This is a genomic window from Pseudomonas putida, from assembly GCF_001941965.1.
GTDB lineage: Bacteria > Pseudomonadota > Gammaproteobacteria > Pseudomonadales > Pseudomonadaceae > Aquipseudomonas > Aquipseudomonas putida_L.
The window spans coordinates 1-17749 of sequence record NZ_MKZO01000049.1 but is presented as its reverse complement, the minus strand read 5'-3'; the positions used below and the strand labels follow the sequence as shown (position 1 = coordinate 17749).

Annotated in this window: 9 protein-coding genes; 6 read left to right on the top strand and 3 right to left on the bottom strand. The window is 61.7% G+C overall.

Going from position 1 to position 17749, the window contains the following annotated elements; all coding sequences use genetic code 11:
- Positions 1–45 precede the first annotated feature (45 nt).
- A complete protein-coding gene (locus PSEMO_RS25150) occupies positions 46–7044 on the top strand; it encodes an RHS repeat-associated core domain-containing protein (RefSeq protein WP_075805666.1) in 6999 nt (2332 codons plus the stop codon).
- Positions 7045–7094: 50 nt separating this feature from the next.
- On the opposite strand, the gene PSEMO_RS25145 is transcribed toward PSEMO_RS25150, so the two are convergent.
- Positions 7095–8081, bottom strand: coding sequence for a ribonuclease T2 family protein (locus PSEMO_RS25145; protein WP_075805665.1), 987 nt, complete (start codon positions 8079–8081; stop codon positions 7095–7097).
- Positions 8082–8245: 164 nt separating this feature from the next.
- Between PSEMO_RS25145 and PSEMO_RS25140 the strand changes: the two genes are divergently transcribed.
- The 4 genes from PSEMO_RS25140 to PSEMO_RS25125 all read left to right on the top strand — a co-directional run bounded on the left by PSEMO_RS25140 (position 8246) and on the right by PSEMO_RS25125 (position 13621).
- Positions 8246–8767 carry a hypothetical protein gene (locus PSEMO_RS25140; RefSeq protein ID WP_075805664.1) on the top strand — a complete coding sequence of 174 codons (522 nt, stop codon included), beginning with the start codon at positions 8246–8248 and terminating at the stop codon, positions 8765–8767.
- A 59-nt stretch (positions 8768–8826) separates the two neighbouring features.
- Entirely contained in the window at positions 8827–9543 is a 717-nt protein-coding gene (locus PSEMO_RS25135) for a hypothetical protein (protein ID WP_075805663.1), read from the top strand.
- A 109-nt stretch (positions 9544–9652) separates the two neighbouring features.
- Positions 9653–11593: a M66 family metalloprotease gene (locus tag PSEMO_RS25130; RefSeq protein ID WP_075805662.1), complete on the top strand. Its 1941-nt coding sequence runs from the start codon at positions 9653–9655 to the stop codon at positions 11591–11593.
- 69 nt (positions 11594–11662) lie between these two features.
- Complete coding sequence (locus PSEMO_RS25125) at positions 11663–13621, top strand: M66 family metalloprotease (RefSeq protein WP_075805661.1); 1959 nt, start codon at positions 11663–11665, stop codon at positions 13619–13621.
- A gap of 119 nt (positions 13622–13740) precedes the next feature.
- On the opposite strand, the gene PSEMO_RS25120 is transcribed toward PSEMO_RS25125, so the two are convergent.
- Positions 13741–14892 carry an acyl-CoA dehydrogenase family protein gene (locus PSEMO_RS25120; RefSeq protein WP_075805660.1) on the bottom strand — a complete coding sequence of 384 codons (1152 nt, stop codon included), beginning with the start codon at positions 14890–14892 and terminating at the stop codon, positions 13741–13743.
- A 16-nt stretch (positions 14893–14908) separates the two neighbouring features.
- Positions 14909–15994: an enoyl-CoA hydratase/isomerase family protein gene (locus PSEMO_RS25115; RefSeq protein ID WP_075805659.1), complete on the bottom strand. Its 1086-nt coding sequence runs from the start codon at positions 15992–15994 to the stop codon at positions 14909–14911.
- 327 nt (positions 15995–16321) lie between these two features.
- Here PSEMO_RS25115 and PSEMO_RS25110 point away from each other — a divergent pair, with 327 nt between their 5' ends.
- On the top strand, positions 16322–17503 hold the full coding sequence (locus PSEMO_RS25110; RefSeq protein WP_075805658.1) for a porin: 1182 nt from the start codon (positions 16322–16324) through the stop codon (positions 17501–17503).
- Positions 17504–17749 lie beyond the last annotated feature (246 nt).

Sequence of the window (17749 nt, the reverse complement as noted above, 5' to 3'; positions counted from 1 at the left end):
CATGCCGCAGCCGCCCTCCGGCGCTTGTCCGAGGAGCATGCGCAAATGCCATCACGTAACTGGACCGACCTGGGCAACGTCTATTCCGGCAGCGATCTCGCCGAGGGCGAGCGGGTGACGGTCAGTGTCTTCGACAGCACCCTGAAAACCCTGCTGGAGCAGACCACCTTCGTGCCGCTGCGCGGGCACACCGGTAAGCTGCTCTGGGTGATGGACCTGTGCCGGCATATCAACGGCAACCTGGCGCTGATCCGCGCCGGCGTGGAAACCGCCACCTTCGGCTGGAAGATCGACGACAGCGCCGAGGGCAACAAATTCTGGGGTGTCACCTCCCGCGCCCTGAAGGTGGTGACCACGGTGGTCAGCAAGAACAACTGGAGCACCACCAAGCGCCTGGCCCTGCAACCCACCACCGACCTGGCGGCAACCGCCAGGGTTCGGATGAACGTGCGCAACGGCGTGGGCGACCTTCTGGAAACCGTGCTTTTCACCGCGAGCGCCGGCCGCCTGACCCCGGGTTTATGGAGCAAGGACTTCGCGGCACAGATCAACCGCACCAGCCTTTACGTAAGGGCGGGCAAGCAGGACGGCGAGCTGATCACCCCCATGGCGGACAAAAGCCTGAACTGGATCTGGCTGCCGCAGAACTCCGACCTGAGCGTGACCTGGCAGGAGGACAAGGTGAGCGAGGCTTGCAAGATTCCGGCTGACCGTGATGCCGCCGAGGGCGAGGAGATCTCGCTGTTCGTCTTCGATGAAAAGTCCGACAAGCTGCTCGACCGCATCACCCTGAAAGCCACCAAGGCCGGAAACACCTTGGGCAAGGCGCAATGGCCGGCGGCGCTGGCCAAGCAGATCAACGCCTCGTCCGCTCACGCCAGCGCCACCAGTACCGCGATCAACCAGAAGTTCGCCGAGCTGCGGATGTTCACCACCGCGCTGCACGTGGATAACTGGGAGCAGGGCAGTGCCATCGCCGCCACCGCCAGCCTGACAGCGGCCGACCGGATCGTGGTGACCGTATCCACGGTAGGCAAGGGCAATTTCTGCGAGGTCGTGACGTTCACGCCACATCCTGCGCGGCTCACTGCAGCGCAATGGGCCAAGGATCTGGCGAAACATATCAACGACCACAGCCGTTTTCTCAAGGCCGGGGTCAAGCACGCTACCAACAAGACCATCGACCCGACGGAGCACGCCAGCACCAACGTGATCTGGCTGCCCAAGGGCTCGAAGCTGAAGGTGGGCTGGGAAAAGACCCAGATGGTGGAGCTAGGTTACATCTCGTCGGAGCGGGACCAGGGTGTGACCGAGTCCTGCCGGGTCTACGTCATGGACGACACCACCGATGCCATCCTGCGTGAGTTCACCTTTACCCCGGGCGACAAGCGCAATGGCAAGAGCTCGGTGGCGATAGACCTGGCCAAGCTGATCAACCTCAAGACCGAACTGGTCATGGCCGGCGACCGCTCCGGGAACAAGGACGGGGCCCCGGTACCGTCGTCGAGTACCTACCTGAACAAGATCTGGTCATGCGCGAAGAATGTTCGCTGTTTCACCACCCTCGTCAGCCTGAAGAACTTCGACAAGGGGGCGAGCATCGGCAACCGTGCCCTGGTTGAAAACGAGCAGGTGGTGATGGTCGTCAAGGGTAAAAAAACCGGGCGAATCCTGGAGTGCATGGCCTTCATCCCTGAAGACGGCCGGCTGAACCACGAACACTGGGCCAAGGACTTCGCCGGCAAGATCAATAAACGCAGCAAGTTCATCAGGGCCGGGCGGGAGAATTCCACGACGTGTGAAATGGAGCCTTGGCACGAAAAGAACGTGAACTTCTTCTGGATTCCCAAGGCGTCCGGGCTGGAAGTGGAGATGAAGATCATCTCGGGGATTTCCTGGCCGTTGCCGGGGATGAGCAGTGAGGCGAGGGAGCTGTTCGAGCAATGTGTGGAGGCTTGTAAATATATAACGGTGGATGCGCAGACGGGTCAGGCGGATTTGAATGTACCTGTCGTGGAATTATTTGCCGACGACAGTTTCAAGGACCCTTTGAAGGTGTCGTTGGGGTATGACAAGAAAATAGGACTGATTCCACGCATAGGTGAGGCGTTCGGGTTTGTAGCGACGCAGCAAAAACAGATTAATAATGAGTATTATCTGACCTTGCGAGACGGTCGAACCGTACGAATCGGCGGTACCACGAGCAAGGTGAATGGCGGGGACTTCAAACTCCAGCTTGACTACGATTACGTTATTGGGTCGGGCCTGGTAACTATCGGCTACACAGTCACCTACAAGGACGGTATTACTCATACCTACAGGTTCTGTTCCAACCAAGAAAAACTTGTGACGGGGGTGAATCTCGTCAAATACACCTTGGCCTCTGGCGCCAGCTTGGATATTGAATACACGCTAACCAAGCTGAAGAAAGTATCCAAAGGCACGACCGTGCTCTTGCAGGTTCAATGGCTTTATCCAGAGGGGGCGGCGCATGCGACTTTCGTTAATGTGGCCAAGTCTATCACCGTATTTCCCAACAGTAAGGACGAGAAAATAACCTATACCATTGCTGATAGAAAGTTTGGTGCGCTTCTCGCCGAACTGGAGGTCGGGGGGTTGGCGAGCGCCGGCAAGGTCCGCTATAGCGTCAAGCAGGATAGTTCAGATCGACTTATCGGCATCGATGTCGAGAAACAGCATGAATTTACTGTGAACAGCACGTCGAAAACCGACAAGGCCCTGCACAGTGAAACAGTGGAGTACACCGCAGACAGCAAGGTCAGTCGCCATGTTATTTCTCCCGGCGGCGGCATGGAGTCACTGATAAACGACTATGCCTGGTCCGGCAAAACGACAACACTGGTAGGCTACTTCAAGAATGCATCACCGCGGACAGCGTTCGTACGCAATTACAACTTCTCAAACGGGCTGTCCTACGTTGAAAACTACGGCAGCGAAGCAGTTCCTATTTGCCGGCAGCGGGCTCACAGTTTGAACAGCGATACGAAAACCGTGCTTTCGGAAACCCGCTGCTGGGAAGGCGATGTACCGGTAGACAAGCAACTGTTGAGCGTGGATGCCGTGGGTAACCCAATACGTCGCGAGAACAATGGTGACGTTACCTACTTGACCTATTACAACAACTATCAGCAATTCACTGTTACCGAAACCAAAGTCAAGGTGGAGGACTGGAGCCTGTTTGGATGCCTGTTCAAGGGGCTGGACTACGCCAATCCCGCCGGCTTGATAGCCGCCGTAGGTGGCTCCGGCGGAATGACCTGGGGTACGCGTATAGATACCAACGTGGAAATGCAGGCGGCCGTCAACGATTACGCCAAGAAGGCGTTCAATCTGCCGGTAGCCATCACCCATTGCGGCAGTGACCGGCCACTCTCCAGCGAAGTGGAGTCCGAGCTGGTAGCACGAAAGGTCGGCGACAAAGAGGAGCCCCAGCGCCTGACTTTCTTTGGTTACGCCAATGTCGAGGGAAACGTGCGCGCCAAGCAGAAACTGACCATCCTCCAGCCCGATTGCTGCAGGGTCAACGTGGAGGCCGAACAACTGGCCGTGGCGACCGCGGCGGCCAAGGCATTCGTTAAAAGCCTGGAGGACCAGATCAAGGCTGCGAGCGCCAAGGATAAGCCTGCCTTCCAGAAGAGCCTCGACGACCTGAATGCCAGCCTCCAGGCTCAAAGCAAGGCCAACAACGAAGGCTTCAAGCTGAACACGATGAAAAATTCATCCATGAGCCTGGAAACCTTCGAATACCACACTGCCCAGGACAAGCCAGGCTATGGCCTGGTCAGCTCTAGCTCGGTCGCCCAGATAGTCTATTCCGCCGGTGTCTGGGTGGTCTACGAGGCTTCACGGGTCACCACCAAGTACGACTACAGCGTGGACACCGCCGATACCAACAGGCTGACCATCAAGACTACCGTCTCCCAGGCCGGCCATACCGACGTCACCTCCAGCCAGACCCGCTCGCGCCTGAGCGGACGCCTGCTGCAGAGTACCGACAGCGAAAGCTACAAGACCGTGCGGGCCTACGACCCGCAAGGCAACCTGAAGAGCGAGACACTCAGCAAGGGCAGCAGTGACCTGCGCAAGACCACCTGCACCCTGGCCAGCGGCCTGGTCTGGCAGTACGAGATGATCGAGGACGGAACCACCACGCGTATCGACCGCGACATCCTCGGTCGCAAGACATCCCAGCACCTCAAGCCCAATGGCGCTACCAGCTTCCTGCAGACACATAGCTGGACCTACGACACCCTGGGCCGGCTCGCCAGCACCGTGGAAACCGATTACGGCACCGGCAATGCCAAGATCAGTCAGCGAGAGAGCAAACGCGTTTATGACGTCAGCGGCAAAATCACCACAACCAACCTGCTGAAGGACAAGGATGGCAAGGAACTGAGCAAGGTGATCCAGGAGCGGACCCCGGGCGTGCGTGGCGAACAGTTTACCCAAGGCAAGTTCAGCATCGACCGTCAGTTCAATGCCAACAAGAGCACCCTTACCGAGCTCTATAGCCAGTCCGGTAGCGAAGGCTGCAAGATCGAGAAAATCATGTCCGCCGACGGGCAGGTCAAGTCGGTCCGTTACCTCAAGGTCGAGAGCGGCAACAAGGAAACCGAGCAGGACAAGATCGAGTACGGTTATGACAAGTACGGCCAGCTCACCAGCGTGACCCCGAAGATCGGTGGTGCCATCAGCTATAGCTACGACTGTGCCGGGCGGCTGCTGAAAACCACCCGCGAAAGCATTGTCCTGACAAATGCCTACGACCCTGCCACGCTGGCTCCGATCGCAGGGGAGGCGCATGTCAAGAATGGTGCGGCGACTGCGGTCAAGCTGGGCAAGCAAAGCGTCGATATGCTCGGGCGTGCTTCCAGCCAGACGATCAATGACCAGACCATCGAGTTCAGCTATAGCGGCGCTTCGACCACCGCGACGCGCAAGACCGCTGTGACCGGCCCCAGCGCTCTGAGCGACTACTCCGGTGAACCCGACAAGGCAAAGCGGATCCACCCGCAGAAACTCGGCACCGAGACGTCCTCCCTGGAGTTCAGCACGGGTGGGCGGGTGCTGAAATTCACTGACCTGAGCGGCGCGGTGACGACCTACGAGTACGATTTCTTCAACCGCCTGACCAGGTCGAAGAGTGACCACTGCATCTGCACCTGGACCTATGCCGACAACGGACTGCTGACCAGCGAAACCATCACTGCCGTGAAGTCCGCCAACCTGGTGATGACCGTCGCCTACACCTACGACGGGCTGGGGCAGGAAACCAGGCGCACCTTTACCTGCACGGGGGTCGATACCCTGACCCTGGACCGTACCTTGCTCGGGGACGGGCGCCTGAGCAAAAGCACGTTGAAGTCAGCGAAGACCGATGCAAAGCAGGTCGTCACGGTCACCGAGCAGGAGGTCAACAGCTACGAGTACGACAAGGCCCTGCGCTTGACCAAATGGATCGGGCCGTCGGCCAGGACCGACACCTGGACCTACGATGCATTGGGCAACGCACTCAGCCACGCCAATTCATCAAGCGGCAACAGCGATCTGTTCTACCTCGATGGCGACAAACCCGGGGTGCTGAACAATGTCCTCACCCAGAAGACGAGTCTGGCAGTTCCGGCCACGGCCCCCGGCACCGCGTTTACCCATGACGACAGCGGACGGCTGACCATCGGGGGCACCCGCAGGCTTGGCTATCACGGCAACGGCCAGGTCAACACCTATTCCACCGACGGCGACAAGACCCAGTACACCTTCAGCTATGACAAGGAAGGCCGGGTGCGCGGCGGCACCATTGGCAACAAGACGGACACCTACCACTATCGGGGTGATTGCGTGTATGCGCTGGTGCAGACGGATAGCACCACAGGAGCCAGCTTCAAGAAGCGCTCGCTCATCGTGCGCAACGAAAGCCGAGCCTGCCTGCTGCAGGATGCTATCACCGACAGCAGCGAAAGCCGTTCCTTCGAATTGCGCGATGCCAACGGCACGGTATTCGCCAGCATCGACCTGGCGACCAAGGCCATTACCTATTTCCGTTACGAGCCCTACGGCAAGCGTTATTCCGGCACGAAAGCGACCAACTGGCTGGGCTTCAAGGGCGAACCGTTGAACAGTCTGGGGCTGTATCACCTGGGCAATGGCTATCGCCTGTACGACCCGGCCCTGGGCCGGTTCCTCTCTCGCGACAGCAACAGCCCGTTCGGCATCGGCGGTGCCGGAGGCTATGTGTTCGGCAATGCCGATCCGGTCAATAACGAAGACCCCAGTGGCCGGGCCGTGATCGCGCAGTATTCACGCTGGAGCAATGCGCCAGTCATCCAAAGCACGGCATTCCGTATCGTGGCAGGTGCGGTGGGCGTGCTGATGGCTCCGTTCACTGCGGGCGCGTCGATGCTGCTGGCGGTCGCGACCACCGCTTTGGCAGCGATGTCCTTCGCATTCGATGTGGCCTCGATCATCATTGCGGAAAGTGATCCCCAGCTCTCCAGGACGCTGGAAGCCTGGGGACAGGCCTTCGGGCTCGCCAGCGCGGCGGCCGGGATCTCCATGGGCCTCCAAGGTCTGAAGGGGCTTCCGCGCAACTGGTTCCGTACTCGGGGCGGGCCATTGTCCAAGGTTCCGGCGAAGTGGCCCACGGTACCCAGTGAACTGAGGCTCGCCCAGCAGGCACGGGCCAAGGCCCTGACCCAGTTGATCCAACACGTGGACGAGGCAAAGGCTACGGGTCAGTTCGATGCGTTCAAGGCGGCCTACCTCAACAACGGTACGGAGGCTGCGGGGGGACTGTTCTTGAGCGGCGGGTTTAAACAGCAGATCACTTCCACCACCCGGAAACTGTACAAGGGCACGTCCAGCCAGTGCGATGATTCATTGTTCGCTTTGCTGGGATACACCCTGGATCTTAATTCGAGCGCCAATCTCCTGGTTCAGAAGTTCATACCACCGACGGTCAGCGAAACCGAAATCAGATCGCTGGTCGGCATGGACATGCCGGGGCGAGAGGACCTGTTCAAATAAATGGGATGAACGCCACGAAGGGGCCAGGCGCCCCTTTCGTCGGCACCTCATCACCTCGCCATCCCACTGGCCTCGATCCGGATCCGCTCGCCACGACACTCGCTGCGGTCGCTCCTGCGCTCGGTGAGGAAGTCCTGGCCGAGCACGCCTTTCAAACTGCGTTCGCCCTTGAAGTCCCTGGGCAGCGCGACGCGGACCTCTTTCAGGTAGTCGCCGGTACAGATCAGCAGGAAGTTGTTGGCGGCGGCCTTGTTGCCATAGTCGTCCATCAGCTTTGCCTGGAACTGTTCCCTGGACACCGAGCCGCCGGCGTTCTCGCGGATATAGGCGCCGGCCGACGAATCGTTGAAGGATTTCACCAGGTCCACCGCGAGCCTGAAGTACTGGTCATCGTCCATGGCGGTCTGGCAGACGCCGTGTTTCTTCCATTCGTGGTTGCCGAATCGGGTGTCGTAATGGAAGTTGGGCATCCACGGCTTGATGTAGTCCACCGTGGCCTGGTCCAGGTCCAGCGCCGGGCCGGCGCAACTGCCGTAGTCGATGCCACAGGCCTGCTTGTTCGGCCACAGGCCGTGCAATGTGAAGTGATCGACCTGCAACTCGCCTGCGCGCATGGCCTGGCATTCCGGCTTGCCCGGCCCGCTGCGGTCATGCTCGCAGAAGCCCGGTTGCCAGGTGATGGCCAGCACATGGCTGTCGTACTGGTCCGGCAGACGGCAGGCCTGGGTGCCGGAGCGGGCGATCTGCAGACCCTCGACCTGGCCGCAGTGGGCCGCGACCCAGCGCAGGTCCTTCCGGCCGCTGCCGACATTGACCCTGACCCACTGGTACTGCTCGCGGTTGACCTCGGCGATGGCGAACGTCTGCCCCGGCTGCACGGACAGGCCGCCGGGATTGGTCTGGTTCTTGAAGGACTGGAAGGCTTCGCAGCGCTGGGTGATGGAGAAGGTGCCGGCGCTGGCATCCACGGCCAGGGCCGGGTCGAAGGTCAGCAGGGGGAGTGCGCTTGCGAGAAAAAGTGAGGCCAGACGCGCCATGGTGATGTCCTGAATGCATAGGCGCGGGATCTTACCAGCATACCTCCGGGCCCCGGAATCGCTTGCGGGCCAACCGGCCTGACCTGACATTTCTGTCAGTTGTGGCCCCCTGCTGAAGTTGCTGCAATCGGATCGTTCCCAGCGACCACCACGAGGACCGCAGCATGACCCGGAATTCCCCCAACCCCAGCGCCAGGCTTATCGACCTGGAATTCTCCCCCCATGATCTCTACCCGCCACTGCGCGCCAGCACTGCCCGGGTGCTGGTCAGCATGGCGGCGCAGGAGGCGCCGAAAGCCCTGAGCTTCCAGTTGTCGCTCAATGGCCAGCCAGGCGTACCCGAGGGTATGCAACTGAACCTGCTGCCAGAGGAGGGCAGCGGTCATCTGTTGGTGGGCAAGGACTTTATCGAGCGTTACAAGGGCACCTGGCCCGCCCAGCTGAAACTGCAGGCACTGCGTGACGGCACTCTGGTGGACGAGGCGCTGCTGACCCTGCATGACACGCGCAAGATCGCGCCGGCCCGCATGGAGTCGAATGTCTGGCCCTCGACCCGGATCGAGATCCCCGGCAGCGAAGATGCCTGGGTGGTCATCACGCCGACCTTCTACGACCGCAATGGGGTGATCTGCCTATGGAGGAGCTGGACTGGTTGGTCCAGCTCTACGACCAGCCCGCCGGGGTGATCGCTCACGGCCATCTGCTGCAGATCACGTCCAGCGCGTAGGCCGGCATCGTCCAGGCCATGCTGCACAGCGCCTACGGCTTGCAACTGATGATCACGCTGACGCTGGAAGCGGCGCAGGCGACACCCGCCGGGCAAGCGAGCGCCACTGCCGACTTCGAGTTGATCGTCAGCCATGCTCATCTCTACGCCCCGGCGACCCAGGGAGCGCCGACCGTGCGCATCAGCTATGGGCCAGCCGAGCCGGCGGTCGGCCTGGTGCGCTATGTGGTCAAGGTGGACGGCAAGGAAGGTCCGTTCACCGGCATGTTCATCAGCGAGAACGACAAGGAGCAGAGCGGCAGAATCGAGGTCGATTACCGTTTCCTCGATAGCTGGCGCGGGACCTGGCCGGTGAAGGTGCACATCCATGCCATCCACAACTTCCAGGAAGTCGCGGTAGGCGAGGTGGTGCTGCATAACCTGCGCACCGGCCTGCTGCCTGCAGTTCGCGCCGAATGGAAAAGCCCGCCGGCGGGCGAGCCGATCCGCATCCCCACCGACAAGCCGATCTACGTGGTCGCCCTGGTGTCCTTCTACGACGAGAACGACGCCCGCCTGCCGTACAACGAGCCGGTGTACTGGCAATGGTCGGTCGATCTGCCGGTGCCCTATGACGGGATCGCCATGCTCAAGCATGTGATCGAGGTGACGCCGCAGGCTCGGCCCGGGCAGTTCGAGCTGCTCGGCTCCGAGAGCCAGGGGGTGACCAGCCGGATGACCTTCACCCTGGTGTGACAGAACCCCGGTCGGGCACCTGATATTTCTGTCAGTTGTTGGCTTCGCCCGGCGGTGTTCGAATGAGCCTCGTGCAGTTCCGAGATTAACTCCACGAGGCTCCGCCACCATGTCCAGTAGCCAATCCCCGCTGTATTTCAACGACCGCGACCTGCGCAATGACCTGGTCGGCGAGCTCAAGGGCAGTGTGCTGTTTGCCCAGGTCTCGGTGCTGCCGTCGCGCAGTTCGCCGATAGCCGGCGATGTGCAGCCGCGCCTGACCGGCCTGCGCGATACCCTGGTGATGTTCAAGCCCATCAGCGCCGTTGTGGCTGCCGAGGGTATCCAGCTGCGTGTCGGCGACTTCACCCTGGCCATGGCGCCGCCGGAGCAATTGCCGCCGATCGCCGAGCGCGATAGCGACGCGGAATACGGCCGGATCGTCTACGGCGAGCACTTCTGGAGCGCGATCCTGCCCTGGCAGCAGGTGGTTGCCGGCATGGACCTGGTATTCAAGGCAGGTGCCACCTCGGGGACCTACGCCAACGTCAATGTCGGTGCGCCAGGCGAAATGCTGGTCAACACCATCGATATCGGCATGCTGACCCCCAACCGGCGCAAGTTCACCGACGAGTTCATCACTGAGCTGCATCGCGAGTACTTCCAGACCCTGCCGTGCAGCCGCCTGATCGTCAACCAGTACGAGCCGGTGCACTTCCAGTTCATCGAGATGGCCGATGGTACCCTGTACCTGGAGCGCTCGCAGGATGAAGGCACATGGCACGCGGGTGATCTGCGCCAGCGTATCGGCAAGGAACTGGTATCACAGGGCATCAACAATGCCAGCCAGGGCATTCATTCCTCGCCCGGCAGCGGCGAGGACGGGCTGAACAAGCACATGGTGATTGCCTTGCTGACGGCGCACACATCGGTCGGCAACTACCGCAACGGCGTGGTGATTCATGGTGGGTCGGGCGGTGGCGGGATGGTGACCCTGCAATACATCGCCAGCAACGAACTGAGCCATGAATTCGGCCATCACTATGGCCTGTCCCACCATCCCGGCGGCTTCGCCGGCTCGGTGCATCGCGCCGCCCGGGGCACCAACTCGGCCTGGGGCTGGGACAGCGACAAGAACGTGTTCGTGCCCAACTTCCTCAAGGAACGCAGCGGTGAGAACACCTGCGAAGGCGGAATCTGCGAGCCGCCGTTCCATGGGCATAAGTTCGGCCGCGACTCCATGTCCGATGGCTATGCCCACTATCCGTCGGTCAACCGCTACACCCAGTTCACCCCCTGGAGCCTCAAGACCATCCAAGGCTACCTGGAGATCAACGCGATCTTCAGCACCGATTCGCCGACGGGCCACCTGAAGTGGGACGAGCAGGAAAAGGCCATGTTGCCCTGGGGCGAACTGCACCGCGCCGGGGTGGACGAACTGGACCTGGCCTCGATGACCGGGCTGCTCAAGCGTTTCAAGCGGATCGAGGTGAACCTGGACGAGGAGCATTGGGCTGCCGACATCCATCTGCCGGTGACGGCCGAGCGGCTGCGGGGCGTGCGTATCCTGAGCACGGCGGCGGCCGACAGCGTGCTGCATGTCAATGGCACCCGCGTGACCGTGAAAAGGGGCGATTTGCTGAACTACGAGATGGGCGGCACCTGGACCCGGGTCGAGGACTTCTCCGTGAACGTCGCCGGCCAGCCGGATCAGGTCGGCATCCCGGTGACCACGGTGCTGGGCTACTACGACCCGGAGCTGGGGCGCGGTGGCATCGTCTACCCGGCGCTGCATGGTGCCTGGGGCATGACCTATGCCGGGGTTCCCGAGGAGGTCGCCCTGACGTTACCGGCCTACGCCGTGGTGACCAATGCGCAAGGCGAGCGGCTGTACTTCCCGCTGCGCGGCAGCCGGGTCAACGCGGGTGAACTCAACCGCCTGCACCTGAACGTCCCGCAGGCGTTCAAGGCCATCTACATCGAGGTCTACTGCGCCGACACCCAGAACGCCTCGCGAGGGATAGACCCGCCCGAGGGAATTGCGCGAGTGACGTTCACTGGCCGGGACTGATCCGGCCGGGAAATGTTGACTGTGTTTGACCACGTTCGACTCCCTGATACGCCCAGGAGGCGTGCCACCATGTCTACCGACAATTATCCGCAGTACTTCAACCAGTCCTCTGTAAAAAACAACCTGACTGACGGCACCCTTCAGGGCGCGGTGCTCTTTGCCCAGGCTTCGATACTGCCGCAACCCAACACCTGGTTTTCCGACGACTTCAAGCCGCGACTGGTAGCGCAACGCCTCACCCTCGTGTTGTTCCAGCCGATGAACCCCTACGATCTCTATCCTGATAGCGTGCAACTGAGAGTCGCGGACCTGACGCTCCAGATGACCAAGCCTGAACATCTGCCACGAGTCACCGAGTGGTCCACCGATGAGGTCTATGCCAGGGTTGTCTATGGCACCCGTTTCTGGTCAGCCCTCCTGCCCGCTCGGTATGTCTCGCCAGGCGTGAAACTGGATTTCACGGCTGCAGGACGTGAAGGCAGCTATTCCCCGGACGTGGGTGCTGCGGGCGAACTACTGCTCAACACCATCGATATCGGCATGCTTACAGCCAACCAACGGGTATTCATCGACGGCTTCACCGGCGAGTTGCAGCGTCAGTACTACCAGACCATTCCTGCCTGCCGCCTGATCGTCAACCAGTACGAACCGGTGCACTGCGAGGTCATCGAAATGGCCGACGGCACCCGCTATACCGACCACTCCAGGCAAGAGGGCGACGTGCATGGTGGTGACCTGCGCCAGCGTATCGGCAAGGAGCTGATCTCACTGGGGATCAACAACGCCGCCGTTGGCGTGCACAGCTCCCCCGGCAGCGGCGAGGACGGGCTTAACCGGCACTGGGTGGTGGCGCAACTGACCGCACACAGTTCGGTGGGCAACTATACCAATGGCCGGGTGGTGCATGGTCTTTCCGGTGGAGGCAGCATCGTGACGCTGTATGGTTGCGACGGTAACGAATTCAGCCATGAGTTGGGGCATAACTTCGGTATCGGACACTACCCCGGCGGCTTCGGAGGGTCCATTCACCGCGCCGCCGTTTCACCGAATTCGACCTGGGGCTGGGACTGCGACAGGAATGTCTTCCTGCCCAACTTTGAAAAGGCCATAACCGGCGTACCGACGTGCCAGAGTAGCCAGTGTGAGCAGCCCTTCCATGGCCATTCCTTCGGCAGGGACACCATGGCGGATGGTTACCCGCTATACCCGGACACCAACCGGTACACCATGCTCACCCCCTATAGCATGAAGATCGCGCAGGGCTTCATCGAGAGCAAGGCGGTGTTCAGCAAGGCGTCTTCGACCGGCTACATGAAGTGGGATGAAGATCGCAAGAGCATGCTCGAGTGGGGCGAGCTGTATCGTGCCGCACCGCAGGAGGCGGGCGAGGGCGGGATTGCCGAATTGCTGAAAACCTTCCAGCGGGTCGAGGTGGATATCTTCGATGGGCAATGGACGGCCAAAATCTACCTGCCTGCTGCGACCGCAGCCAATCGCGGAAAGGGCGTGCGCATCATTCACCAGGCAGTCTACGAAACCACGCTCCACTACAGCGGCACCCAGCTGCAGTTGAAAAGCGGCGATGTCCTGAATTACGTCTCGAGTGGCAGCTCGTGGAACCTGTGCCAGGACTTTCCCGAGCATGTCGCCGGCCGGCCACAGCAGATCGGTGTACCGGCCACGACCCTGCTGGGCTTCTACGATCCGGATCTGCAGCGGGCCGGAATCGCCTACCCGGCCCTGCATTGCGCCTACGGGGTCACCCATGTGACGGCCAGTGCTGCGGAGGTTGCGGTTGCCCGCTGCTATGGGTGGGTCAGCAATGCCAGGAATGAGCGGCTGAATTTCATCCTGCATGGCACACGTTTGAATCCAGACGAGCTGAACCGCTTCCACTTCAACGTCCCGCAGGACTTCCAGGCGACCCATGTACGTGTCATCTGCCAAGGTACCCAGAACGTTTACGGTGTCATCGCCCCGCCAAAAGGCACGGCGCGAGTGACGTTCAGTGGTCGCGATCCCGGCTGAGTGGTGCACGGTCAGTAAGGAGGGTCAGCTGAAGGCCTCATCGCTGGCAAGCCAGCTCCCACAGGGTTCGCGCCGAACGCAGATCGTGCGGCCGGCACAACAACCTGTGGGAGCTGCACTTACAACGGATAGTTCTTCAACTCCCGCGCAATCAACATCCGCTGGATCTCGCTGGAGCCCTCGTAGATCTGCGTGATCCGCGCATCCCGGTAGTACTTCTCCACCGGGTAATCCTCCAGGTACCCATACCCGCCATGCACCTGGATCGCCATGGAACACACCCGCTCGGCCATTTCCGAGGCGAACAGCTTGGCCTGGGAGGCCTCGCTCAGGCAGGGCTTGCCGGCAGTACGCAGGCGCGCAGCATGCAGGATCAGCAGGCGCGCGGCATTGATCTGCACCTGCATGTCCGCCAGCAGGTTGGCGATGCTCTGGTGCTCGTTGATCGGCTTGCCGAACTGGATCCGCTCGCGGGAATACACCAGCGCCGCCTCGAACGCCGCACGGGCGATGCCCAGGGCCTGGGCGGCAATGCCGATGCGCCCGCCTTCGAGGTTGGACAGGGCGATCGCCAGGCCCTTGCCGCGTTCGCCGAGCATGTTGGCCTCGGGAATCCGGCAGTCATTCAAGGTCACGGCACAAGTGTCCGAGGCCTTGATGCCCATCTTGTGTTCGCTGCGATCGACCACGAAGCCGGGGTTGTCGGTGGGCACCAGGAAGGCCGAGAGCCCTTTCTTGCCCAGTTCCGGATCGGTCACGGCGAAGACAATCGCCAGCCCGGCCCGCCGGGCGTTGCTGACGAACTGCTTGGCGCCATTGATCACCCACTGGCCGTCCTTGAGCTCGGCGCGGGTGCGCAGGTTGTGCGCTTCCGAGCCGGCCTGGGGTTCGGTGAGACAGAAGCAGCCGATCACTTCACCTGTGGCCAGGCGCGGCAGCCAGGTCTTCTGCTGCTCATCATTGCCGTAGACCAGCAGCGGACCGCAGCCCACCGAGTTGTGGATGCTCATCATCGCCCCGGTGGCGCCATCGCCAGCGGCGATTTCCTCCACGGCCAGGGCATAGGCGACGTAGTCGGTGTAGCTGCCGCCCCATTCCTCCGGGGCGACCATGCCGAGCAAGCCCAGCTCGCCCATCTTGCGCACCACCTCGTTGTCGATCCAGCCGGCCTTTTCCCAGGCCTGGGCATGGGGCGCGATTTCGTTGCGGGCGAAGTCGCGGGCCATGTCGCGGATCATGATCTGTTCTTCAGTCAGTTCCAGGTCTTGCATAGCGGTGCTCCAGCCCTCACAGGCCTTCGAAGAATTGGTCGACGCGCTGGCGGTCGAGGCCGGCAACGGTGGGCGGGTTCCAGCGCGGCTGCTTGTCCTTGTCGATCAGCAGGGCGCGCACGCCTTCCATCAGGTCGCCGTGTTCGAACCATTGCTGGTCCAGGTGCAGTTCGGTGCGGAAGCACTCTTCCAGCGCCAGGTGACGGCCGCGGCGCAGCAGTTCCAGGGTCACCGCCATGCCGAGGGGCGAGCGGCTGTCCATCAGGTCGGCGGTCTTCAGCGCCCAGTCGTGGCTGCCGGCGACGTTCACCGTGCGCAACTGCTCGATGATGCTGGCGATATCCGGCAGGGCGAAGAAGTGATCGATGGCCGGGCGCAGTTCGGCCAGCGGCGGGTTGACCAGGGTCTGGCTGCCGAGACGGGCGAGGGCGCCTTGCAGGTCCTTGAGCGGGTACTCGCCCCAGCTCAACTGGTCGAAGGCGCGGTCCAGGTCGGCCAGTCTGTCGCTGTCCAGGTACCAGTCGGCCAGGCCGCAGTACAGCGCGTCGGCGGCCTGGATCTGCACTCCGGTCACGCCCAGGTAGGTGCCCAGTTCGCCAGGAATCCGCGACAGGAAATAGCTGCCACCGACATCCGGGAAGTAGCCGATACCGACTTCCGGCATCGCCAGGCGGCTGCGCTCGGTAACCACCCGCAGTTCGGCGCCCTGGGCCAGGCCCATGCCGCCGCCGAGGGTGAAGCCGTCCATCAGGCAGACGATGGGCTTGCGGTAGTGGTGGATGAACAGGTCGAGGTCGTATTCCTCGATGAAGAAGTCGCGGTGCAAGGTGGCGCCGCTCTTGAAGCTGTCGTACAGCGAGCGGATATCACCGCCGGCACAGAAGCCCTTGGGGCCGGCGCCGCGCAGGACCACCGCATGGATGTCGGCATCCAGCGCCCAGGCTTCCAGCTGCAGGCGCAGGTCGCGAACCATCTGCAAGGTCAGGGCGTTGAGCCCGGCGGGGCGGTTGAGGGTCAAGTGGCCGATATGGTTGCGAACCTCGGCAAGAACCTGGGCGGTTTCCGCTTGAGTGATACCGGTGGTTGAAGCTGGCGCGGTCATCGCTGTCTCCCTGCTTTGTTATTGATTTTCCACGTGAATTGTCGCGGTCAAGGATCGCCCGGATCGTAACAGTGCAAATTTGCCCAGCTCAATCGACAAAACTGCAGTAGCAATCTGCATTTTTGCATGGGCAAGCCCGACCTTAGGGCGTGCCTTCGACACTTTAGCCTTGTGACCCGCCCGCACAGGGGATTAGTTCCCTCGACCGCCGCGCCCATGGCCGCGGCCAAAGCACCGCGAACCTCGCGCCAAGGCAGCATAGGGCAGGGCGTGCGGGCTTTCGATAATCGACGCCGACAACCGTCCAAACCGTTCGCGGAGAGCGTCATGCACAACAATAAGAATGCCAATGCCCGTTTCCTGCCCCTGTTCGCCGGCCTCGCCACCCTCGGCCTGGCGCCCCTGGCCCAGGCGGAAATCATGCTGTACGACAAGGATGAAACGACCTTCTCCACCGATGGCTACGTCAACGCCTTCTACGTCAACAGCGACGTCAACCGTGCCGGCGAGCAGTACGACCGGCGCCAGTCGCGGATCAAGATGGGCTTTTTGCCCAACACCCTCGGCTTCAACATGACCAAGCAGATGGGCGACCTCAAGCTCGGCGGCCGCGCCTCGTTCTGGGTGACCATCAACGACAGCGAGGAAAACGGCACCGACACTGCCATCGACGTCCGTCAGTTCTACGGCACCGTGGCCAATCCCGAGTGGGGCGAAGTGCTGATCGGCAAGGACTTCGGCCTGTTCGCCCGCTCCAACATCCTGCTTGACGAACTCCTCGCCGGTTATGGCCAGGTCAGCGATACCCTGGGCCTGGTGGATGGCGGCGGGGTGTCGTTCGGCAATATCGGCAGCGGCTACCCGTACCCGTTCCCTTCGGCGCAGATTACCTACCGCACACCGATCATGGACGGCCTGCGCATTGCCGTGGGCGTGCTCGACCCGGTGGACACCAACGACGACAGCGCGGTGGGCAAGGCCTACCAGAAGAACCCGCGTACCGAGAGCGAAATCACCTACCAGTTCGACCTGGGTGGCGCGCAGATCTACAGCTGGATCAACGGCAGCTACCAGACCTCGGACAACACCGACCACAACGTCGACAGCGTGACGTCCAAGGGCCTGGGCTATGGCGTGCAGGCCAAGATGGGGGCGTTCTCGCTGACCGGTTCGGGCTTCACCGCCAAGGGCATCAACCCGTTCTTCACCAACAATGCCGGTGAGGCGACCCTGCGCGAGGTGGACAGCAAGGGCTACCTGGTGCAGGGCTCGTACAAATTCGGCAAGAACCGCCTGGCGCTGTCCTATGGCAAGACCAAGGACGACGGCAATGGCGCGGTGAATACCGGCGCGGACTATGAAACCCGCGGCATCGCGCTGTTCCACGACATCAACGACAACCTCAAGCTGGTGGCCGAGTACAACCAGTTCGAGATCAACGGCCATAACGGCGACGCGCAGAACGAGGACACCGACACCCTGGCGCTGGGTGCCGTGCTCACCTGGTGAACTCCACCATCGCGGGGCGGGGCTTTTGGATCGGCGAGGCGCATCCTGCCGGTGCAAAGGTCCTGTCCTGCGGTGGCCTTTCGGGCCCTATCGCTGGCAAGCCAGCTCCCACAGGTCCAGCGGTGCACGCGATCCCTGTGGGAGCTGGCTTGCCAGCGATGAGGCCATCTGCAGCACCACAAATCCCTGATCTACAACCAATGCCACCACCACCCACTACCCAAGTAGCATTCGACCCCCTCCCGC